Source organism: Streptococcus periodonticum (assembly GCF_003963555.1).
Classification (GTDB): Bacteria; Bacillota; Bacilli; order Lactobacillales; family Streptococcaceae; genus Streptococcus; species Streptococcus anginosus.
Genome location: NZ_CP034543.1, coordinates 717,844 through 739,689, shown reverse-complemented (window position 1 = coordinate 739,689; position 21,846 = coordinate 717,844). Strand labels below are relative to the sequence as shown.

The window sequence follows — 21,846 nt, the reverse complement described above, 5'->3', positions numbered from 1 at the left end:
TTTACCTTACTTTTCTAGTTTTTTCATAAATGAGTTTAAACGTTGTCAGGAATTGCTCAATCTGACTCATGTCATTATCGGCATCCAGACTAATTCGCACAGCCGTTTGAGCTAGGGATTTTTCAACACCCATAGCTATTAATGTTCCAGCTGGTTTGCCAGCTTTAGAGGAACAAGCACTCGTAGTAGATATATAAATGTCATACTCTTCAAAAACATGAACCACTACTTCACCTCGTACGCCTTTAATTCCAAAAGTCAGGATATGGGGCGCAAACTCATCTATTCCTGAAAAAATCGTCACATCAGGGTATTTCGCTAGCTCTTCTAGGATAATCTCTTTCATTTTTGCGGTTCGTGTGGTGAAAGTTTCCAAATTTTCCATAGATATGCGCAAGGCTTTTGCGGTTGCTGCAATACCCGCCAAATTTTCAGTCGTAGAACGCTTGTCTGATTCTTGACCGCCACCATTCAATAGCGGACTGATTTTCTTACCAGACTTGATATAGACAAAACCAACACCCCGTAAACCATGAAATTTATGACTGGAAAATGTTGCAAAGTCTACGCGATCAGTTAAATAATTTTCCGTTGGAATCTTGGCCATGGCTTGAACCGCATCCACATGAAAAGAAATAGTTGGCTTGTCCGCTAAAAGTTCTGAAATAGCTGCAATTGGTTGAACAGAGCCGATTTCATTGTTGACCGCCATAACTGAAATTAAAGTCGTATCCGATCGGATAAGGGTAGCTAATTTTTCAACATCTACAAAACCTTTTTTATCAACAGACGCAAAATCCACTTCAAAACCTTGCTGCGTCAGCCAGAGAGCGGATTCTTTCACTGCTGGATGCTCAATAGCAGACACAATGATATGCTTGCCATAACGCGCTTTTTCAAAAGCCACACCCTTGATAACCCAATTATCGCCTTCCGTCCCTCCAGACGTAAAGAAAATCTCTTGAGAGGATTTACCGAGAAGCTCCGCAATTTGCCTGCGAGATGCATCTAACAAGCGGGTCGCCTGATTGCCCAAACTGTGGAGACTAGAAGGATTTCCCCAAATTTTAGAAGCAACTTCTGTATAGGTAGCCAAAGCCTCTGGGTAAGGCTTGGTTGTTGCTGAATTGTCAAAATAAATCATCTTAAACCTCTCCATTTCAATACTCCTATTGTAACACGAAAAAGAAATGGGGACAACAGCAAAACTTGAAATGAAAAGGCCCTCCAAGTTTTGGCTTGGAGAGCCGTAAAGGTTAATCATAAAATTCATGCAAGAGAGCAGATAGTTCCTGTTGTTGTTCGATGAGGCTTTGCCCGATTGTCGTTGATTTTATCAAAGTTCGCTCACGGACATGCTCAATCACTTTCTTCAAGGATGAGAGATCCACAGCCTTCTCAATCATTTTTTGCACATTTTGAAAAGGTTGGTGTGTGACAATTTGAAAACCATATGAATTATTGAGCAAGGAATAACCAGCAATACCCGTTTTCTTTTGGTAGGCTTCACACAACCCACCGTCAATGACAAATAACATGCCTTCTCCTCGGATTGGAGATTCGCCTTTCAATGTTTTTACAGGTGTATGCCCATTTACAATCCTAGAATCTTCAGAAAAGAGCCCGAATTCTTCCAAAATCAACTTGCAAATCTTAGCAGAATTCCGATAGGAGAAATAGGGATTTTCCTTTTCAACGTGCGTTTCCTTATCCTCGATAAAATAACGTTCTAGGGTGGTCATCTTGTCCTTGCCAAACAAGGGAGATAGTTTTCCATTCCAACAGTACCAGATAAGATCCGTTGAGAAATCGTTCTGAATCTCTGGATTTTTAGAACTTTCTCGAATGTGGTATTCAAAAAAGTCGAGCAATTCTTTACCAGCATAGCGAATTTCATTGATCTGCAAAGGTTGAAAATCTCCAGACTCTTCCAAAGGAATGCAACCATGAAAAAGGAGATGACTGTTATAAATTTTATACATGGAGCCCTTGTTCATCAAAAAAGAAATGTGGTTCTTGAGCTGAATAGAATGCTGGAATGAATCCAGCAAAGTAGCAACCACTTCTTCTTCCTCATCTGTCAGCTGATCTGGCTGTTGAGGATTGATTGTTTGGAAGCAAGTATTAGCTAAAAAATGCTTCTTTTCTTCAACTAGAATACTCTCTTCCCAGTAATCAATCTTATCAAGAGTAAGATGTTGAGCCATATCAAACTCCGGTCGCCTTTTAATCAGTTGATTTTCCAATTTAAACTGAATGATTGCTAGTGCTTGGTGAACCTTTTCCAGCTGGAGGATTTCTTTAGGAGAATAGCTATCGCTTCTTTTTCCTAATTTTGGTTTGAACTTTGCATTTTCCGAATAAGTCTTTTCAGCAAAGAGGACGAGTGGTCTTAGATTAAAACCATAAGCTCGCTCAATATCGTAAAGATACCCGTACCTAGCAGCTATTCGTAAGAGAATGAGTAGACATTCTTTTGAGCCGAAGAAAGCCCCCATCCAGATAATGTCGTGGTTGCCCCACTGAATATCAACAGAATGATAAGCCATGATTTCATTCATTACTTTATCTGCGGCTGCCCCACGGTCAAAAATATCACCAACTATGTGAAGATGATCAATGATTAACTGCCGAATTACTTTTGCTAATGCCGAAATAAACTGACTTGCCTCGCCTAGATCAATCAAATAGTTCTGAATCGTTTCAAAATAAATATTACTATCCGGCAGATTGCGATCTGTATAGAGCAATTCTTCAATCACATAAGCATATTGTGGCGGCAAGGCTTTCCTTACTTTAGAGCGTGTGTATTTGGCTGCTACAAAAGCTAGCAAAGTCAACAAGTTTTGAATAATTTCTCCATACCATCTTTTATCTTTCAAAGGATAAAGAAAACCATCGCTCAAAACTTCCTGAGGGTAAGCAATCAGCAAGGTCAGCTTGTCTTTTTCCGCTTTTGATAAATCCTCTCCAAAGCAGTCATTGATTTTTTCATTCAGATTCCCCGCACAGGTTCTTAAGATGTAGTCAAAAGCCTCAAACTCACCGTGAATATCGCTAAGATACAATTCTGTCCCTTTTGGCAAATTTAAAATAGCTTCCAGATTGATTAACTCTGTAATGACCTTTTGCTTGGAATCAAACTCTTTTAATAAAATTCGTTTGTATTGCTCCATTCGTTCACCTCGTTTAAATACAGCACCTTAGGGCTTTAATTCTTATTTTGAAGCTAGAGATTTTAAATGTTCTTCAATGATGCAAGCCGTTTCTTCAATAGATTTATCTGTCATATTGATAACATGTGCTTGATATTTTTGAAATACTTTTTTAGAATAATCCAATTCTTCATAAATTTTTTCTACATCTGTATAGCTTGTAGCTTGTGTCAAACCGAGCGCATCCAAACGGTTACTTCTTACTTTGACCAATTTATCCGGTTCACAAACCAGCCCAATCATTCTTCTTCTATCTACTTTATCCAAGATTTGCGGTAGCGGAACCTCTGGAATCAAGGGAAGATTGGACACTTTGTAACCTTTATTAGCTAAATAGATACTGAGCGGAGTCTTGGAAGTCCTAGAAACTCCTAGAATCACAAGGTCTGACTCCAAAAATCCTTGCGGATTCTTGCCGTCGTCATATTTAACAGCAAATTCAATAGCTGAAATTTTATTGAAATATTCCGTGTCCAAACGGTGCAGGACTCCCGGAACTTCAATCGGTTGCGTGCCTGTTTTTTCTTTGATGATTTCAAAAAATGGATTCATCAAATCCAGATAAGACAAATGATTGACTCTGCTAAATTCCCTCGCAGTTGCTGCCAAATGACTGTCTACTAAGGTACTAATCACAACTGCGTCATCTTTGATAGCGTCCTGCAAAATATCCAACAATTCAGACTCCTTATTTATAAAAGGAAAACGATAGCTATTATTAAAAATCAAATCTGGGTATTGAGCCATAACGGCTGACAGTAATTTTTGGGATGTTCCTCCCAAAGAATCAGAAATAGCGTAAATGGTAATCTCTTGTTTCATGAAAACTCCTTTTTTATCTATTCACTTCTGCATTTCTAGCTTCTTGGATAATAAAGTCCAACAAGGCTGACTTCGTAATTGTTCCGATAATATGACCTTCATTTTGCTCCTCCACAACAGGCAAGGAATCAATGGCAAAATCCTGCAAAAGTGCCGCAGCTTCAAGGATATTCAAATCTTTATGGCAGGTTTTTATATGCGGCATTCTGGTCATGCAAACGGCTACCGGTGTCACATCAATATTGGCATTGAGCGCCGCTCTTAACAAATCCTTTCGCGACAAAATGCCCAGCAATTGCTTTTTTTCATCTATCACATAGAGAACATCTGCATCATACATAAATAAAGTAATAATGGCATCTTGAATAAACGAATCGTGCGCCACCAATACTGGTGATGTCATGACATCTTCAACTTTCTTCTGAAAAGTATCAAAGAAAAAGAGCATTTCCAAATCCGAACCAGCATAAGTGTAGCCAACTTTCGGACTTGCTTTTAAAATCCCTACTAAGGTTAGAAAGGATAAATCTGAGCGCAAAGTTGCCCTAGACACATCTAGCAGTTCTGAGATTTTTTCACCGCTGACTGGTTGATCTTTCTTTACAATCTCAACGATCTCTTTTTGTCGTTTCGTTAATTTCAACTGTTACTCCTTTTCCAATATCAATTTCAAATCATCATTATGTGTCATATTATAACAAATATAACTCGTTTGTCAACGATTTATGATTGGTTTTTTCAGTTGACAAACATATATGATGTATATTACAATGTATTTGTCTTTTATTATGACACATATTTAATAAATTGGAGGCAAAAATGGATAAATGGATTTATTCTTTTGAAGAAGGACGCGCTGAAGACAAGGCGCTACTAGGTGGTAAGGGTGCCAATTTGGCAGAAATGACCCATTTGGGGCTACCTGTACCTGAGGGATTTACGATTACAACTCAAAGTTGTCTACGTTATTTAGAAACTCCTTCCTTTTTCGAATCTATTTTAAAAGAGGAAGTTTTGAAAGCGGTTACTAAACTAGAAACCAAAACAAATAAATTTTTCATGGGGAATGAACCCTCACTACTACTGGTTTCTGTCCGTAGCGGAGCTAAAATTTCTATGCCTGGTATGATGGACACGATTCTCAATCTTGGACTAAATGACTTGCGTGTTCAGACTTTAGCAGATGCGACAAATGCCAATTTCGCTTACAATTGTTATCGGCGTTTATTGCAGATGTTTGCTGATGTCGTTTACGGCATCCCCAAAGAAGAATTCGACCAATGTTTAGAAAAAACCGAAAAACAATTGAATAAGAAGGTCAATGACTTTTCAAAAGAAGAACACCAATCACTTATTCAACAATATAAAGAAGTCTATCAGGAACACTATCAAAATTTCCCACAAAGCCCTAAAGAGCAACTTTACGCTGCTATCAAAGCGGTATTCAAATCATGGAACAACCCACGCGCTAAAGTTTACCGCGAATTGAACCAAATTCCCCACGACTTAGGAACGGCTGTCAATGTTCAGAGTATGGTGTTTGGCAATAGCGATCAAAAAAGTGGCACAGGCGTTGTTTTCACCAGAAATCCTGCTACTGGTGAACCTCATCTGTTTGGGGAATTTCTCCTCAATGCCCAAGGAGAAGATGTCGTAGCTGGTATTCGGACTCCAGAACCGATTGACTCTCTTAAACGAATCTTACCACAGGCCTATGAAGATTTTTGCAACTACGCCAAGATTCTTGAAAAACACTACAAAGATATGCAGGATATTGAATTTACCATTGAAAAAGAAAAGCTTTATATTCTGCAAACGCGAAACGGAAAACGGACGGCTAAAGCAAGCTTAAAAATTGCTTTGGATTTAGTGAACGAAAAAATGATTTCAAAGCAAGAAGCTCTCCTACGAGTCAGTCCTTCTACCATTGACCAACTGATTCACCCTGTTTTTGAAGAAAAAGCTTTAACATCAGCTCATCACTTAACTCAGGGACTTCCTGCTAGTCCAGGTGCCGCAACAGGAGAAATTGTCTTTACTGCCGAGCGCGCCAAAGAATTTCATGCACTTGGAAAGAAAGTGATTTTGGTTCGCCAAGAAACTTCTCCCGAAGACATTGAAGGAATGGTAGTTAGTCAAGCAATCGTGACCAGTCACGGTGGCATGACTTCTCATGCAGCTGTTGTAGCTCGTGGCATGGGCACTTGTTGTGTCGCAGGATGCGGAGAATTATCTATCAATGAAGACGGAAAAACACTTGTATGCGGTAAGGTAACCTTAAAAGAGGGAGACATCCTTTCTGTAGATGGCACTTCCGGCAAACTCTACATTGGAAGCATTCCAACCACTATGATTGATAATAATGACGAATTACAGATGTTCCTTTCTTGGGCAGATGAAATGGCTCAACTGAGCGTTCGTGCAAATGCAGAAACGATTCAAGACTTAAAAACAGCTATTCAATTTGGTGCCAAGGGAATTGGTCTGGCTCGTACAGAGCACATGTTCTTTGGTGAGGAACGGATTTTAGAAATGCGCAGATTGATTTTATCAACGAATGAAATCGAAACTAAGTCTGCTTTAATGACACTTTTAGCTTTCCAAGAAGAAGATTTCTATCAGATGTATCAAACCATTCAAGATAAACCGATGATTGTCCGTTTACTAGATCCTCCTATGCACGAATTTTTGCCAAAAACACAACAGGAAATTGAGCAATTATCCGGGAAATTGCAAGTACCTCTTGATACACTAACGCGGAAAATCACTTCTCTACAAGAAACGAACCCAATGCTAGGACATCGTGGTTGCCGCTTGGGAATTACACAGCCTGAAATTTATAAAATGCAGGTAGAAGCCATTTTTAATAGTGCTATAAGACTAGCAAAAGAAGGCATGATCATTAAACCAGAAATCATGATTCCTTTAATCGCAGAAAAGGCGGAGTTGGTTTCAATCAAAACATCTCTTTGTCAGCATATTGATAACATTTTCAAGAAACATCACATGCAGCCATTCCCTTATGAAATCGGTACAATGATTGAACTGCCACGCGCTTGTTTCATCGCAGATCAATTAGCCGAGGAAGCAGACTTCTTTAGTTTTGGTACCAATGACTTGACACAAATGACCTATGGTTTTTCTCGTGATGATATTGGAAAATTTATCCAGCATTACAAAGAGGAAGAAATCATGTCATTCGATCCATTCCAAACCATTGACCGAGCTGGAGTGGGCGAGCTCATGAAAATAGCTATTTCTAAAGCTCGTCAAGTGAAGCCAGAACTTCCAATTGGCATTTGCGGTGAAGTCGGAGGAGATCCTGCTTCTATTCCTTTCTTCCAAGAGATTGGCATTACTTATGTTTCTTGCTCACCTTATCGCGTTCCTGCTGCACGATTAGCTGTTGCGCAAGCACATCTTTCCTAGTTCCTTCCTTATAAGTGAATCAGCTCTTTCTATCTGCTAACAGGACAGACAAGGATGGAGCTGATTTTTTGTAAAAGGTAATTTTTTCAATCAATTTTCAATCGCTTTATATGAAATTTTCAACATTTTGAATTTTTTTAAGACAATTTTAAATAAAGAGGGTATAATGAAGATGAGAAAGGAGATTATCAACTCACAATGGAAAATTATTCTCGGAAAAACAAAACGGCAAATGCAAAAGAAGAAAAAACGCCTACTCGTCATCATATCAAAAAAGGACTTTCTGCTTTTCAGAAGACCCTTGCTACGATTGGGAGTATTCTTGGGATTATCACTGCAACAATTACAATCTTGACTTTCATGAACAATAATAAATCTGATACCAAGACAAAAAGTAGCCAGACGACACAAACAACTATTATCAAAGAAATTCAGAAAGAAACAACAACAGACGGGGCTAAATCTAGCGACACAACAGCTGCAAGTCAAGGCGAGACAGAAACGAGTAGCGCTAGTTCTGACACCACGCAGTCTAGTAATACATCAAGCGATACTAGCTCTAGTCAGACAAGCAGCACAACGACTGACAACGACACAAATACAACTACTTCAAGCTCTAGCAATTAAAAAAGCGGAAGCGAGACAACCAATCAGACAATGTCTGGGAGTTGCTCAACTTCCGTTATTTTTTATATTTAATTTTATACTCTCAATGAAAATCAAAAAGTCTGAATAAGATTCACTGCGTGAATCCTGTCCTACGACTCCAACTGGCTTCCAGAAGGTTTTTGATGGAAACCTCGGTTTCTTTATCCGCAGCCTTTAACAGTCCGGTGGCTAACAAGGCTCGAAACAATTTTCACGGAGCATTATTTCCGATACATTTTCACTTGAAGATACAAGTCATTATAAATTCCTAGCCACTTAGCACCGAGTTGTTGATAAACTTCTAAGTGCTTCAGAGTTTCCTCATCTGGGTAAAAGGCTTTGTCTTCTTGGATTTCTTTTGGCAGCATCGCCTTAGCAGGCATGTTAGGCGTTGAGTAGCCAACATACAAAGCATTTTTATAGGCATTTTCAGGTCTTAACATAAAGTTAATAAATTGATAAGCAGCTTTTTTATTTTTGACGGTTTTTGGAATAACGATATTGTCAAACCAAAGATTGCTGGCTTCTGTTGGGACAACATAGCGAAGCTTGTCATTCTTTTCCAACATTTGCCGTGCTTCACCTGAAAAACTAACGCCAATCGCCGCATTGTTTTGAATCATATAGCCTTTCATTTCGTCTGCTACAATTGCTTTGATATTCGGTGTCAACGTATAAAGCTTATCAACTGCTTCTTGTAATTGCTTAGTATTTTTAGAATTGAGGCTATAACCTAAAGCATTTAACCCAACACCCATTACCTCGCGCGCTCCATCAATCATCATGATAGAGTTTTTATATTCAGGTCGCCACAAATCACTCCAATGCTTAGGAGCTGTTTTGACTAATTCTGTGTTGTAGACAATCCCAAGCGTTCCCCAAAAGTAAGGAATAGAGTATTGATTTTTAGGATCAAATGATTGATTTAAAAATCGTTTTCCAATATTTTCTAGCCCTTTAATCTGAGAATGATCCAATTTTTCAAGCAAGTGTTCCGATATCATTTTAGAAATCATGTATTCACTAGGAATGGCAATATCGTAAGTTGTCCCGCCTTGCTTAATCTTGGTGTACATGGATTCGTTGGAATCAAAAGTTTCATATTGGACTTGGACGCCCGTTTCCTTGGTGAACTTCGTCAGCAACTCTGGATCAATATAGTCTCCCCAATTGTAGATGACCAATTTGTCACCAGAGCCACTTTTTGTCCGACTTTCAATGTGATAACTCACTCCCCAGAGAACAAGGATAATGGCAACAATGCCCATTAAAAATGAATAGAGCTTTTTCATACCGCATCCTCCTTCTCACGAGAAATAAAATAATAGCCAATCACTAAAAGAATACTAAACAGAAATACCAAAGCAGAAAGAGCATTGATTTCTAGCGAAATTCCTTGCCGAGCCCGCGAGTAAATTTCAACAGATAAGGTTGAGAAGCCATTTCCTGTCACAAAGAAAGTCACTGCAAAATCATCCAAGGAATAGGTAAAAGCCATAAAATACCCTGCAATAATGGCTGGTGTCAAATAGGGCAACATGATTTCTTTTAACATCTGAACTTGGCTTGCCCCTAAATCATAGGCTGCCTTAATCATGTCATCATTCATCTCTTTTAGCCGTGGCAATATCATCAAGACGACGATAGGAATTGAAAAGGCAATATGACTCGCCAGAACAGATAGAAAACCTAATTGAAATTTGATAGTTGTAAAAAGAATTAAGAAACTAGCCCCAATCATGACATCTGGCGCTACCATAAGGATATTATTAACCGATAAAAAGGCATCTTGGTATTTCTTTTTGGCTTGATAAATATAAATGGCACCAAACGTTCCGATTGCTGTTGCAATCAAAGAAGATAGAAAAGCTAGAAAAAAAGTTTGTGCCAAAATGAGCATCAGGCGAGTATCACTGAACATATTTTGAAAATGCATCAGACTAAAGCCTGTAAACTTGCTCATATCATCGCCAGCATTAAACGCATAGCCAATCAAATAAAAAATCGGCAAATAAAGAATTAAGAAGACGACTGTTAAATAAATACTAGCAGTTTTTTTCATCGTTCTCCCCTTTCTTTCGTTGCCCACATGATAACGAGCATGGCTACAATCAAGACAACACCAATGGTTGAGCCCATTCCCCAATTTTGTGTAGTCAGAAAATGCTGCTCAATGGCTGTACCTAGCGTAATAACGCGATTGCCACCGATCAAACGCGTCAGCATAAAAAGACTGAGACTGGGAATAAAGACAGACTGCACACCACTTCTCACGCCATTCATAGATAAAGGAAAAACGACACGACGGAAGGTTTCCCAACGATTGGCACCAAGGTCATAGCTGGCATTGATCAGATTTTGATCCATATCCTCTAAAACATTAAAAATCGGCAATATCATAAAGGGCAGCTCAATATAGCTAGCTACAAAAATAAAAGAGAAATCTGTAAACAGGATTTGCTGAGCACCTATCCCAATAAAACTTAAAAATTGATTGACAGAGCCATTTTGTCCGAAAATCCCAATAAAAGCATAAGCTTTGAGAAGCAGATTGACCCAGGTCGGCAAGATGATGAGCATCAACCAAAGCTGTCTGTGCTTTAGTTGCGTCAATAAAAATGCAGTTGGGTAACTGATTACTAAAGTGACAACTGTGATAATCCCCGCATATAAAACAGAGTTCAAACTCATTTTGAGATAAGTCAGATTTTGCGAAGCGAAGTAAGTCTTGTAGTTTTCAAGGGTGAAATGACCTTCGATATTGAAAAACGACTGCCAAACAATCATGGCAACAGGCGCCAATACAAATAATAAAATCCAAAGAATATAAGGAGCAACAAAAAGATTAGAGGTTGTTTTCTTCATCGCGCTCCTCCTCAATGGCATTGATTAAGCCAGCTTCTTGCTCTTCCATTTCCACATATTCTTCAATTCGAGCATCGAACTCTTCCTCTGTTTCATTAAGCCGCATGATATGAATGTCTTCTGGTTCAAAGTCCAGCCCAATCTCTTCTCCGACAATGGCCTTGCGAGTCGAATGAATCATCCACTCATTGCCCAATTCATCATAAGCGATAATCTCATAATGCACGCCACGGAAAAGCTGCGTATCAACCTTAACTTGCAGTTTTCCTTCTTCCGGAAGTGTAATCCGCAAATCTTCTGGACGAATGACGACTTCCACCTGCTCATTAGGACGCATTCCTCCGTCAACGGCTTCAAATCGTTTGCCATTAAATTCAACCAGATAGTCTTCAATCATCTTTCCTGGAAGAATATTGGATTCGCCGATAAAGGTCGCTACAAAGTGATTGATAGGTTCATCATATATATCAACAGGTGTCCCTGACTGCACAATCTCCCCGTCATTCATCACAAAAATCCAGTCGCTCATGGCCAGTGCTTCTTCTTGGTCATGGGTGACAAAGACAAAAGTAATCCCTAGACGCTGCTGCAATTCACGTAATTCATACTGCATGTCTGTTCGCAACTTCAAATCCAGTGCAGATAAAGGCTCATCCAGCAAAACAACCCGCGGTTCATTGACAATAGCACGCGCAATAGCCACTCGTTGGCGTTGTCCACCGGACAATTTACGAATAGAGCGTTTCTCAAAGCCATCCAAACGCACCATTTTCAGGACTTCTGCAACTCGTCGCTCTATTTCCTGTTTTTCAACTTTACGCAAACGCAACGGAAATGCCACATTTTCAAAAACAGTCATGTGCGGAAAAAGGGCATAGGACTGAAACACCGTATGCACATCACGTTTGTTGGTCGGAATATCGTTGATTCGGACGCCGTCAAGAAAAACATCACCGCTGGACGCATCCAACAAGCCAGCGATGATATTTAGAATGGTTGATTTTCCTGATCCAGAAGCACCTAAAAGTGTGTAAAACTTCCCTTCTTCTAATTCAAAATTGATGTCTTTTAAGACGACTATATTATTATCCTCAAAAACTTTTGATACGTTTTTAAATTCAATGATTGGTTTGTTCAATTGCCATAAATTCCTTCTTTTTCATAGATTGACAGATTAAAGTCTTGTCCTGACTGATTTTTTTAGAGAATAATATGAATGTTGCCGCTAGAGACACTCATTTCTCGCCAATAATGCGGACTTCTCTTTCCAAAGTCACACCAGAATGAACTTTCACTGTCTCAATCACATGTGCAATCAAATTTTCATAATCTGCTGCAGTTCCATTATCAACATTGACCATAAAACCTGCATGTTTTGTCGAAACTTCTACCCCACCAATGCGGTACCCTTTTAAATTTGCTTCACTAATCAATTGCCCTGCGAAATGCCCCACCGGACGTTTAAAAACAGAGCCACAAGAAGGATACTCTAAAGGCTGCTTCAATTGACGAAGGTGGGTCAAACGTTCCATTTCTTGACGAATCACACGGTGCATTCCTGGTGCTAAGGCAAACTTGGCAGAAATCACCACATCACCTGTCTGTTGAACATATGAACGGCGATAACCAAATTTCATATCTTGTGCACTGATATTTTTGATTTCTCCATCACGTGTCAGCACCTTACAAGAAAGTAAAATATGGGCAATTTCGCCACCATAGGCTCCGGCATTCATAAAGACAGCACCGCCAATACTCCCCGGAATCCCACAGGCAAACTCAAAACCTGTCAGACTGTGATAAAGCGCAACATGGGTCGTCTCAATCAGATTAGCACCTGCTTCTGCTTCAATGGTGTAGCCATCCACTGCAACACCATTTAATTTATCAAACATAATCACAAAACCACGAATACCACCATCACGAACGATGATATTGCTAGCATTTCCTAGTACCATCCAAGGAATCTGCTCCCGATTAGCAAATTTTACCACTCGTGCCAATTCATAACGATTTCGCGGAAAAACCAGATAATCGGCAGCTCCACCTACTTTTGTATAAGTGTATTGTTTCAAAGGTTCATCAAAACGGATATCAATTCCGTTCAATTCTGATTTTAACATTTCTAAAGTTGACATTTTTTCTCTCTCTTAAACAAAATTCAATCTATTATACCAAATTTAGCAAATATTTACGATAGAATAAAGAAAAATATTTCCCTTACGAAGCCGAAAAATGCTTGTACGTCCTTATTCGTGATTTTTATGAGCTATGAAAAAAGAGCGGGGAAGCTGTCATTGCATAGAAACCAACTTCTTCTCACTCTTTTCAATTTAAGTTTGAATATCACATTCTCTCAGTTCTTAAAGGTTTCTTTAAACTTTCTATTTACGTAAATTCCATGTCTTTTCAATATAAGGAGGAAGCTTTATTAGGGTTTCTCGATTGCCTTCAAGTGCAATAAGATAAACTTTCTCGTCCTTTTTGAAAATCCAACTAACCAGATACTGCCCTGATTTCATGATGATATTTACTTGATAGGCTTCGTTACCTGCAACTGCTCCTTTTGAGCCCCAAACTCTATTTACATTTTTATTGTTTTGCCAATTATAATAAATACGATTGGCAATTGTCTGAGCTGTAAACTCTTCTCTTTCTTGAATCTTAGCTTTTTCTTTCGTGTAAGCATTCATAGTTACAATATTGTAGCCAGAACCATCCGTATATTGAATACTGTCGCCACCATCAACATCCCTAAATTTCAACCAATTTTTTGGAATGTCAATATAGCCATAATCATCTGAGCCTACACGTTGCATTTCTTCCGTCTTCACATCTTTTTTCATAACATTTGATGAACTTGAGCTACTGCTTTCTTTTGCAGATACTTTACTTGACGAAGATGACTGTTGTGATGATTTTGGTTTATTCCCTCCGCTTGAACTACATGCCTCTAGTGTAAAGATAAGGAGTACTGCTAAAAATAAAATCAGCCAGCTCTTTTTCTTCTTCATAACCAATTCCTTCTATATTTTTATTTCAGCATATTTATTTGAAGTTCACAACTATTTTACGGCACAAGAAAAGCGAGCATTCCACTCTCTTTATAGCTTTGGTACAATATCACTCATCATCCATGCTGAGGACGCTGAGGAACGCTTCTTGTGGCACTTCAACAGATCCGATGGCTTTCATCCGCTTCTTACCAGCCTTTTGTTTTTCCAAGAGCTTACGTTTACGGGAAACATCTCCACCATAACATTTTGCCAAGACATTCTTGCGCAAAGCTTTGATATCTGTCCGTGCCACAATTTTCTGACCAATTGCTGCCTGAATCGGCACTTCAAATTGCTGACGCGGAATAATTTTCTTTAATTTTTCAACAATCAATTTTCCGCGTTCATAGGCAAATTCCTTGTGAACAATGAAGCTAAGAGCATCTACTTTGTCACCATTAAGGAGAATATCCATTTTAACGAGACTCGACTTGCGGTATTCTGAGATTTCATAGTCAAAGCTAGCATAACCACGAGTTGAGGATTTTAGTTTGTCAAAGAAATCAAAGACAATTTCTGCCAACGGGATTTGGTAGATGACATTGACTCGATTTTCATCGATATAGTTCATAGTCACAAAGTCACCGCGTTTACGCTGAGCCAATTCCATCACCGCTCCGACAAATTCCTGCGGCACCATAATCTGTGCTTTGACATAAGGCTCTTCAATGGAATCAATCTTGGTCGGTTCTGGAAATTCGCTCGGATTGGAAACATCAAGGGATTCGCCGTCTGTCATATTAACCTTGTAGATAACCGACGGTGCCGTCATAATCAAGTCAATATTAAACTCTCTCTCCAAACGTTCCTGAATCACATCCATGTGGAGCAAACCGAGGAAACCACAACGGAAGCCAAAACCTAAAGCTTGAGAAGTTTCGGGTTCAAATTGAAGACTAGCATCATTAAGCTGAAGTTTTTCCAAAGCTTCCCGCAAATCATTATATTTATTGGACTCAATCGGATAAAGTCCAGCAAAAACCATCGGGTTCATCTGCTTGTAGCCATGAAGTGGTTCATCTGCTGGATTGTCCGCTAAGGTCACCGTATCTCCGACCCGAGTATCCTGCACCGTCTTGATAGAGGCTGCGATATAGCCAACATCCCCTGTTGCAAGAAAATCTCGTCCAACAGCTTTTGGAGTAAAAATACCCACTTCAGTTACATCAAAAGTCTTGCCATTGCTCATCAGCTGAATGGTATCACCTGGCTTCACAACTCCGTCCATCACGCGCACTTGCAGAATAACTCCACGATAAGCATCATAAACCGAGTCAAAAATAAGGGCTTTGAGTGGTGCAGTCACATCTCCTGTCGGCGCAGGAACTTTCTCCACGATTTGCTCTAGGATCTCTTCAATCCCGATACCAGCTTTAGCCGAAGCCAACACAGCTTCACTTGCGTCCAAACCAATGACATCTTCAATCTCAGTCCGAACTCGCTCTGGGTCAGCAGCAGGCAGATCAATTTTATTGATAACAGGTAGGATTTCTAGATCATTATCCAAAGCCAGATAGACATTGGCTAAAGTTTGTGCCTCAATACCTTGAGCAGCATCAACCACCAAAACAGCCCCTTCACAGGCTGCCAATGATCGCGATACTTCATAAGTAAAGTCCACATGCCCTGGTGTATCAATCAAATGAAAAATATAAGTTTCACCGTTCTTAGCTCTATAATTGAGTTCAATCGCATTGAGCTTAATAGTAATACCCCGCTCCCTTTCCAAATCCATACTATCTAAAAGTTGAGCTTGCATTTCTCGGCTGGATACAGTATCCGTTGCTTCCAAAATTCTATCTGCCAAAGTCGACTTACCGTGGTCAATATGCGCAATAATAGAGAAATTTCGAATCTTCTCCTGCCGTTTTTTTAATTCATCTAAGTTCATTTTTCTCATCCTTTTCGGGTATTCTATTTATTATAACATAAGGCAGGTGACTTTTACCAGTCTTGAAAAAGCATTCCATATCCCGTTTCATTTGTGCTATAATAAAAGCAAATACATTTACAGAAATGAGGGGGCTATGATTAAATTAATCGCATTAGATATGGATGGTACACTTTTAAATAGTCAAAAAGAAATTCCAAAGGCACATATTCAAGCAATTCATCAAGCTGTCGAACATGGAGTAAAGCTGGTTCTTTGTACAGGCCGCCCTCTAGTCGGAGTGAAACCTTACTATGAACAATTAGGACTGAGCGGAGAAAACGAATATGTCATCATTAACAACGGTTGCTCTACTCATCAAACGAAAGATTGGAATCTTGTTGCTTGGAAAGAACTGAGTGTGAAAGACATTCTTTATCTAGATAAAATTGCCAAGCAAACTCCTGCCCAATTGACTCTTTTTGATGAAGAACGTTATTTAGTGGTAGACGAAAAGCCAAGTGAGTTAGTCACTTATGACGCTAGCCTTGTTTTTACAACCCCCACAGAAATTAGCCTCAAAGAAGCTATTAGCGGCAAGAATATCATGTTCCAAGCTATGTTTCTAGCCCAGCCTGATGAATTAGATACCTTTGAAAAACAATTTGCAAGCCAGATTTGCCAGCATTTCAGCGGCGTTCGTTCCCAACCAGTCATTTATGAAGCTATGCCCAAAGGCACTACTAAAGCAACAGCTCTTAAGCAATTAGCTCAACATTTAGAGATTAAACCTCAAGAAATTATGGCTCTTGGTGATGCTAACAACGACATTGAAATGCTAGAGTTTGCAGGTCTTGGTGTGGCTATGGGAAATTCCAGTGATTATGTAAAAAAACTCGCTGATTACGTTACAGATAGCAATGATGAGAACGGTGTCGCTACAGCTATTGAAAAACTCATTTTAAATAACTAATAGGATGAATCATGAGCTTCTTTTCAAGTTCATGATTTTTATTGAGAATATTGTCATTCTTTCACTATTTGTAAATAGCCTTCTCTCTCAAAATATGATACACTAATTACATCTATGCAAAAAGGAGAACTTATGAACTACCCTACTCTTTTAGAACGTTTTTTGACTTATGTAAAAGTAAATACGCGTTCAGATGAACATTCTACGACAACACCAAGCACACAAAGCCAAGTAGATTTCGCCAATAACATCCTCATTCCTGAGATGAAACGCATTGGTTTGGAAAATGTATATTATTTACCAAATGGCTACGCTATCGGTACTCTTCCTGCAAATGACCCAAGTTTCACACGCAAGATTGGTCTCATTTCCCACATGGACACCGCAGATTTCAACGCAGAAGGTGTCAATCCACAAATTATTGAAAATTATGATGGTGAAGTGATTCCGCTTGGGCAGTCTGGTTTTAATCTTGACCCTGCTGATTTTGCTAGTTTGAAAAAATATAAGGGACAAACCTTGATTACAACTGATGGAACAACCCTTCTCGGCTCTGATGATAAATCAGGTATCGCTGAAATCATGACAGCGATTGAGTATCTAACAGCTCATCCTGACATCAAACACTGCGAAATTCGAGTTGGCTTTGGTCCAGATGAAGAAATAGGTGTCGGAGCTGACAAGTTTGATGCAGCAGATTTCGATGTGGATTTTGCTTATACGATTGACGGTGGACCGCTCGGAGAACTTCAATTTGAAACCTTTAGCGCAGCCGCAGCTGACATTACTTTCCAAGGACGCAATGTCCACCCAGGCACTGCCAAAGGACAAATGATTAACGCTCTGCAATTAGCCATTGACTTTCATAATCAATTGCCAAAAGGTGCTCGCCCAGAGCTGACAGACGGCTACGAGGGCTTCTACCACCTTATGAATGTAGAAGGAACTGTTGAAGAAGCAAAAGCAAGTTATATCATTCGTGACTTCGACACAGCAACTTTTGAGCAACGCAAAGAACTGATGCGCTCTATTGCCGATAAAATGAATGCAACGCTTGGAGGCGAACGTGTTCAGTTAGAGCTTAAAGATCAATACTACAATATGCGTCAAGTCATTGAAAAAGACATGACACCTATCAATATTGCAAAGGCTGTTATGGAAAAATTGGACATCAAACCGATTATCGAACCTATTCGTGGCGGAACAGACGGCTCAAAGATTTCCTTTATGGGCATTCCGACACCAAATATCTTTGCCGGCGGTGAAAATATGCATGGACGCTTTGAATATGTCAGTCTGCAAACAATGGAACGCGCTGTTGATACCATTATTGGTATCGTTTCTTACAAAGACTAACATTCCATAACTCTATCAAAAACTGCAACTCTCATCAAAGCTGAGTTGCAGTTTTAATTTATCTTCTGCGAATGTATTGCACCATTCTAAAAGTTAAAAATGCTAGTAAAATAATAGCTACGAGCCAGATTGTTTTCAACAAATAAAATTGTATCAAATAAGTGGAAACAATCGCTCCTGTCACAAAACTTCCTAATAAAGCAACGAAGAAAATGCCTTCTGCTAAGCAAGTTTTTTCTTTTGTCCGCACATAAGTACCAAAAACTACCATTGTTTTTTTGATATTGCCTGTCATAAAAGAATTATTGTAGACAATGCCGTCCACTTCACCAAAAGCTGTTGCCACCAACCCCATACAAAAACCAATCGGCGGAACAATGAAAAGATTGGACACGGTTGCTGGTAGAAATCCTGTAAGCCCACAAACCAAAATCAGTGGAAGAATGCTGGATAAGCGCCATAAAGAATTTTCAAAGTTATTTTTAAAAATGGTTAACACAAAAATGCCTAGCATAAAAGCCAGCATCGTTGCCAACTTCACTTCTATTTCTCCTGTCTCATGATGAATCAATTCAACTGACAAGAAAACAACGTTTCCTGTTTGGCCCGCAACCAATGTCCCGCCTCTTTCAATAAATGTATAAGCATCAATAAATCCCGCACAAAAAGTCAGCAGACAGGCAAAAAATTTCGAGCGTGAATGAAATTCTCCTTTTCTTTTTACATTATTTATCATCATCACCTAAAAAGTCTAGCACTCCCTCACTAGACTTCCTTTCTATTGCTCTCTTGCTTCCTGCAAGATTTTTTCAATTTTCGTTGTAATCAAATCAATCGCTACTGTATTAGAAGCTCCTTCTGGAATAATCACATCCGCATAGCGCTTCGTAGGCTCAATAAATTGATGATACATAGGTTTTACCACACCTAGATATTGCTCAATGACACTGTCTAAACTACGTCCACGCTCATCCATATCTCGCTTAATCCGACGAATGATTCGAACATCATCATCTGTATCAACAAAAATCTTAATGTCCATTAAATCACGTAAGCGTTTGTCCTCTAAAACCAGAATTCCTTCTACAATAAAGACATCCTGTGGGTCTTGACGATAGGTTTTATCACTGCGTGTATGAGCTGTATAGTCATACGTCGGAATATCTACCGGACGTCCTGCCAATAATTCCTTGATTTGCGCAATCATCAAATCTGTATCAAAAGCAAAAGGATGGTCATAGTTGGTCTTAATCCGCTCTTCAAACGTCAAATGTGACTGATCCTTATAATAAGAATCATGCTCAATCATAGAAATCTTTTCATTTGGAAAATTTGACAGAATGGCTCTTGAAACACTCGTCTTACCACCACCAGATCCACCAGTCACGCCAATAATAATCGGTCTATTTTGCATTATTCACTCCATTTTTTATCATCTTATCTATTTTACAACAAATCATGATATAATGAAAGAGGTAAATCAAAATAAATGACAAGATAAAAAATAAGGAGAAAACGATGTTAAAACTCGGAACGATTGGAACTGGAGACATTGTTCACCAATTTGTCAAGGCTGCTCATTCGACAAAAGACTATCAACTGACTGCGGTATATTCACGGACGATACATGCTGCTCAAACATTTGCCAGTCATTATGAAAATGTAGATTGCTACACAGATATGGCTGATTTTTTAACTAGTGATGTAGACATTATTTATATTGCAAGCCCCAACTCTCTGCATTTCCCACAAGCAAAAGCTGCCGTTTTAGCAGGCAAACATGTGATTGTGGAAAAGCCTGCTGTCTCACGCCCAGAAGAATGGGCTGAATTGGTAGCATTAGCTCAAGAACAACATGTGTACATTTTTGAAGCGGCTCGAAACTATCATGAGCAATCATTTGACGTCATTTCAGAGTTTCTCAAAAACAAAACCATTCTTGGAGCGCATTTCACCTATGCGAAGTATTCTTCCAAAATGCCAGACTTGCTAGCTGGAAAAGAACCAAATGTCTTTTCGGCGAAATTTTCAGGCGGTGCTCTAATGGACTTAGGCATTTATCCTGTCTATGCAGCCATACGACTTTTTGGAGCACCAGAAAATGCCTGTTACACCGCTCAGCAATTACCAAATACTGTCGATCTAAATGGAGTAGGAAGCTTAATCTATCCAGAATTTCAAGTGACTATCCAAACCGGAAAAAATATCAATAGCTTTTTCCCTGCTGAAATTTACACAACAGACGGTACACTAACCTTGAATTCAATCGAATTCATCACTTCTGCTGTTTTCCAAAATCTAAACAAGGAGAAAACAACTCTTGAAATTGCGTGCTCTTCTCACACCATGGCTGAAGAAGCCAAACAATTCGCTAAAGCATTAAGTGGTGAAATAAAACAAGAAACCTACCAAAACTGGCTAGACGCTGCTGCTGCCGTGCATAAAACTCTGTTTAGCATGCGACAAGATGCTGGTATTAGATTTGAGGCTGATGATGATAACAACTAAATTTCCCAAAAGTTGGCAAGACCAACTCACTAAACTTGGCTTTGAGCATTTAACTCCCATTCAAGAACAACTCTTTTCTCCCATTACGGAAGGAGAGAATGTCCTTGGGATAAGCCCTACCGGAACTGGAAAAACACTTGCCTATCTTTTCCCAACTCTTCTAAAACTAAAACCTAAGAAATCCCATCAATTACTTATCTTGGCTCCCAATACTGAGCTAGCTGGACAGATTTTTGACGTCACCAAAACATGGGCTGAACTACTTGGCTTAACAGCTCAGCTCTTTCTATCTGGCTCCAGCCAAAAACGACAAATTGAACGGTTAAAAAAAGGCCCTGAAATTCTCATCGGGACGCCAGGACGCATTTTTGAACTCATCAAACTAAAAAAAATCAAAATGATGAATGTCGATACAATCATTCTGGATGAATTTGATCAACTACTTAGCGATTCGCAATATCATTTTGTGCAGCAGATCCTTCACTATGTACCACGTGAACATCAATTGATTTACATGAGTGCGACTGCTAAGTTTGACCAAGACAAGCTTGCTGAAAATACTCTCCAAATCAAACTGGAAGATCAACATCTTGACAATATTCGACATTTTTATATGCAAGTTAAACAGCGCGACAAAGTTGAATATTTGCGAAAGCTCGCTCATGTCTCAGAATTTCGCGCCCTTGTCTTTTTCAATGCCCTCTCAGACTTAGGAAATGCTGAGGAAAAACTACAATATCGTCACATTCAAGCTGTGTCTCTGGCAAGTGATGTCAATGTCAAATTCCGCAAAGTCATCTTGGAGCAATTTAAAAACGACGAACTCACACTCTTACTTGCTACTGACTTGGTAGCTAGAGGAATTGACATTGATTCTCTCGAATGTGTCATCAACTATGACCTGCCTCGCGATTTTGAAACCTATACCCACCGCGCCGGACGGACTGGTCGTATGGGCAAAGAGGGCTATGTCATTACATTCATCAGCCACCCAGAAGAATTAAAAACACTAAAAAAATATGCCCACGTTCAAGAAATTATCTTAAAAAATCGTGAACTCTATGTGAAATAAAAAGAGTATAGAAAAAGGATAGGAAGCAATCA

The 21,846-nt window shown here is 39.3% G+C and carries 19 protein-coding genes; 6 read left to right on the top strand and 13 right to left on the bottom strand.

The window, feature by feature from the left end:
• Position 1: 1 nt before the first annotated feature.
• The 4 genes from EHW89_RS03580 to EHW89_RS03565 form a co-directional block, all read right to left on the bottom strand.
• Positions 2 to 1,144 carry a cysteine desulfurase family protein gene (locus EHW89_RS03580; RefSeq protein WP_126468055.1) on the bottom strand — a complete coding sequence of 381 codons (1,143 nt, stop codon included), beginning with the start codon at positions 1,142 to 1,144 and terminating at the stop codon, positions 2 to 4.
• A 112-nt stretch (positions 1,145 to 1,256) separates the two neighbouring features.
• Positions 1,257 to 3,176, bottom strand: a complete 1,920-nt coding sequence (locus tag EHW89_RS03575; RefSeq protein WP_126466713.1) for a fructose-1,6-bisphosphatase — start codon at positions 3,174 to 3,176, stop codon at positions 1,257 to 1,259.
• Between the two features lie 42 nt (positions 3,177 to 3,218).
• Positions 3,219 to 4,037: a pyruvate, water dikinase regulatory protein gene (locus tag EHW89_RS03570; protein ID WP_003032860.1), complete on the bottom strand. Its 819-nt coding sequence runs from the start codon at positions 4,035 to 4,037 to the stop codon at positions 3,219 to 3,221.
• Between the two features lie 13 nt (positions 4,038 to 4,050).
• Positions 4,051 to 4,680 (bottom strand): CBS domain-containing protein, encoded by a 630-nt coding sequence (locus EHW89_RS03565; protein ID WP_003034927.1) that lies wholly within the window; start codon positions 4,678 to 4,680, stop codon positions 4,051 to 4,053.
• A gap of 176 nt (positions 4,681 to 4,856) precedes the next feature.
• Between EHW89_RS03565 and ppdK the strand changes: the two genes are divergently transcribed.
• Positions 4,857 to 7,466: a pyruvate, phosphate dikinase gene (ppdK, locus tag EHW89_RS03560; RefSeq protein ID WP_126466711.1), complete on the top strand. Its 2,610-nt coding sequence runs from the start codon at positions 4,857 to 4,859 to the stop codon at positions 7,464 to 7,466.
• Between the two features lie 198 nt (positions 7,467 to 7,664).
• Entirely contained in the window at positions 7,665 to 8,093 is a 429-nt protein-coding gene (locus EHW89_RS03555; RefSeq protein WP_003032874.1) for a DUF6556 family protein, read from the top strand.
• 242 nt (positions 8,094 to 8,335) lie between these two features.
• Here the strand turns inward: EHW89_RS03555 and EHW89_RS03550 are convergent, their stop codons facing one another.
• From EHW89_RS03550 to lepA, 7 genes are all read right to left on the bottom strand, one after another.
• A complete protein-coding gene (locus tag EHW89_RS03550; protein WP_126466709.1) occupies positions 8,336 to 9,406 on the bottom strand; it encodes an ABC transporter substrate-binding protein in 1,071 nt (356 codons plus the stop codon).
• Positions 9,403 to 10,176, bottom strand: coding sequence for an ABC transporter permease (locus tag EHW89_RS03545; protein WP_126466707.1), 774 nt, complete (start codon positions 10,174 to 10,176; stop codon positions 9,403 to 9,405). The genes EHW89_RS03550 and EHW89_RS03545 overlap by 4 nt, the downstream gene beginning before the upstream one ends.
• Positions 10,173 to 10,979, bottom strand: a complete 807-nt coding sequence (locus EHW89_RS03540; protein ID WP_003027522.1) for an ABC transporter permease — start codon at positions 10,977 to 10,979, stop codon at positions 10,173 to 10,175. The genes EHW89_RS03545 and EHW89_RS03540 overlap by 4 nt, the downstream gene beginning before the upstream one ends.
• The gene (locus tag EHW89_RS03535) at positions 10,960 to 12,117 is read right to left on the bottom strand and encodes an ABC transporter ATP-binding protein (RefSeq protein ID WP_126466705.1); all 1,158 of its coding nucleotides are present in this window, start codon (positions 12,115 to 12,117) and stop codon (positions 10,960 to 10,962) included. Before EHW89_RS03535 ends, EHW89_RS03540 begins: the two co-directional genes overlap by 20 nt.
• 97 nt (positions 12,118 to 12,214) lie before the next feature.
• Positions 12,215 to 13,117 (bottom strand): UDP-N-acetylmuramate dehydrogenase, encoded by a 903-nt coding sequence (gene murB / locus EHW89_RS03530; RefSeq protein WP_126466703.1) that lies wholly within the window; start codon positions 13,115 to 13,117, stop codon positions 12,215 to 12,217.
• Between the two features lie 246 nt (positions 13,118 to 13,363).
• The gene (locus EHW89_RS03525) at positions 13,364 to 13,993 is read right to left on the bottom strand and encodes a hypothetical protein (protein WP_126466702.1); all 630 of its coding nucleotides are present in this window, start codon (positions 13,991 to 13,993) and stop codon (positions 13,364 to 13,366) included.
• A gap of 109 nt (positions 13,994 to 14,102) precedes the next feature.
• The gene (gene lepA, locus EHW89_RS03520) at positions 14,103 to 15,926 is read right to left on the bottom strand and encodes a translation elongation factor 4 (protein WP_126466700.1); all 1,824 of its coding nucleotides are present in this window, start codon (positions 15,924 to 15,926) and stop codon (positions 14,103 to 14,105) included.
• A 136-nt stretch (positions 15,927 to 16,062) separates the two neighbouring features.
• Here lepA and EHW89_RS03515 point away from each other — a divergent pair, with 136 nt between their 5' ends.
• Positions 16,063 to 16,878 carry a Cof-type HAD-IIB family hydrolase gene (locus EHW89_RS03515; protein WP_126466698.1) on the top strand — a complete coding sequence of 272 codons (816 nt, stop codon included), beginning with the start codon at positions 16,063 to 16,065 and terminating at the stop codon, positions 16,876 to 16,878.
• Between the two features lie 132 nt (positions 16,879 to 17,010).
• The gene (gene pepT / locus EHW89_RS03510; RefSeq protein WP_126466697.1) at positions 17,011 to 18,234 is read left to right on the top strand and encodes a peptidase T; all 1,224 of its coding nucleotides are present in this window, start codon (positions 17,011 to 17,013) and stop codon (positions 18,232 to 18,234) included.
• Positions 18,235 to 18,292: 58 nt separating this feature from the next.
• Here pepT and EHW89_RS03505 read toward each other — a convergent pair whose 3' ends face one another.
• Together EHW89_RS03505 and udk are read right to left on the bottom strand one after the other, a co-directional pair.
• Positions 18,293 to 18,970 (bottom strand): YoaK family protein, encoded by a 678-nt coding sequence (locus tag EHW89_RS03505; RefSeq protein WP_126468053.1) that lies wholly within the window; start codon positions 18,968 to 18,970, stop codon positions 18,293 to 18,295.
• 42 nt (positions 18,971 to 19,012) lie between these two features.
• Positions 19,013 to 19,648 carry a uridine kinase gene (udk, locus tag EHW89_RS03500; RefSeq protein ID WP_049513421.1) on the bottom strand — a complete coding sequence of 212 codons (636 nt, stop codon included), beginning with the start codon at positions 19,646 to 19,648 and terminating at the stop codon, positions 19,013 to 19,015.
• Positions 19,649 to 19,752: 104 nt separating this feature from the next.
• Between udk and EHW89_RS03495 the strand changes: the two genes are divergently transcribed.
• Together EHW89_RS03495 and EHW89_RS03490 are read left to right on the top strand one after the other, a co-directional pair.
• Positions 19,753 to 20,742, top strand: coding sequence for a Gfo/Idh/MocA family protein (locus tag EHW89_RS03495; RefSeq protein ID WP_126466696.1), 990 nt, complete (start codon positions 19,753 to 19,755; stop codon positions 20,740 to 20,742).
• A complete protein-coding gene (locus EHW89_RS03490; RefSeq protein WP_193552984.1) occupies positions 20,726 to 21,814 on the top strand; it encodes a DEAD/DEAH box helicase in 1,089 nt (362 codons plus the stop codon). Before EHW89_RS03495 ends, EHW89_RS03490 begins: the two co-directional genes overlap by 17 nt.
• Positions 21,815 to 21,846 lie beyond the last annotated feature (32 nt).

Coding starts and splice junctions, on each gene's coding strand:
- murB (WP_126466703.1), bottom strand. CDS start 13,117: ATGTCAACTTTAGAAATGTTAAAATCAGAATTGAACGGAATTGATATC.
- EHW89_RS03505 (WP_126468053.1), bottom strand. CDS start 18,970: ATGATAAATAATGTAAAAAGAAAAGGAGAATTTCATTCACGCTCGAAA.
- pepT (WP_126466697.1), top strand. CDS start 17,011: ATGAACTACCCTACTCTTTTAGAACGTTTTTTGACTTATGTAAAAGTA.
- EHW89_RS03490 (WP_193552984.1), top strand. CDS start 20,726: ATGATGATAACAACTAAATTTCCCAAAAGTTGGCAAGACCAACTCACT.
- EHW89_RS03540 (WP_003027522.1), bottom strand. CDS start 10,979: ATGAAGAAAACAACCTCTAATCTTTTTGTTGCTCCTTATATTCTTTGG.
- EHW89_RS03545 (WP_126466707.1), bottom strand. CDS start 10,176: ATGAAAAAAACTGCTAGTATTTATTTAACAGTCGTCTTCTTAATTCTT.
- EHW89_RS03555 (WP_003032874.1), top strand. CDS start 7,665: ATGGAAAATTATTCTCGGAAAAACAAAACGGCAAATGCAAAAGAAGAA.
- lepA (WP_126466700.1), bottom strand. CDS start 15,926: ATGAACTTAGATGAATTAAAAAAACGGCAGGAGAAGATTCGAAATTTC.
- EHW89_RS03550 (WP_126466709.1), bottom strand. CDS start 9,406: ATGAAAAAGCTCTATTCATTTTTAATGGGCATTGTTGCCATTATCCTT.
- EHW89_RS03515 (WP_126466698.1), top strand. CDS start 16,063: ATGATTAAATTAATCGCATTAGATATGGATGGTACACTTTTAAATAGT.
- EHW89_RS03495 (WP_126466696.1), top strand. CDS start 19,753: ATGTTAAAACTCGGAACGATTGGAACTGGAGACATTGTTCACCAATTT.
- EHW89_RS03525 (WP_126466702.1), bottom strand. CDS start 13,993: ATGAAGAAGAAAAAGAGCTGGCTGATTTTATTTTTAGCAGTACTCCTT.
- EHW89_RS03580 (WP_126468055.1), bottom strand. CDS start 1,144: ATGATTTATTTTGACAATTCAGCAACAACCAAGCCTTACCCAGAGGCT.
- EHW89_RS03570 (WP_003032860.1), bottom strand. CDS start 4,037: ATGAAACAAGAGATTACCATTTACGCTATTTCTGATTCTTTGGGAGGA.
- udk (WP_049513421.1), bottom strand. CDS start 19,648: ATGCAAAATAGACCGATTATTATTGGCGTGACTGGTGGATCTGGTGGT.
- EHW89_RS03575 (WP_126466713.1), bottom strand. CDS start 3,176: ATGGAGCAATACAAACGAATTTTATTAAAAGAGTTTGATTCCAAGCAA.
- ppdK (WP_126466711.1), top strand. CDS start 4,857: ATGGATAAATGGATTTATTCTTTTGAAGAAGGACGCGCTGAAGACAAG.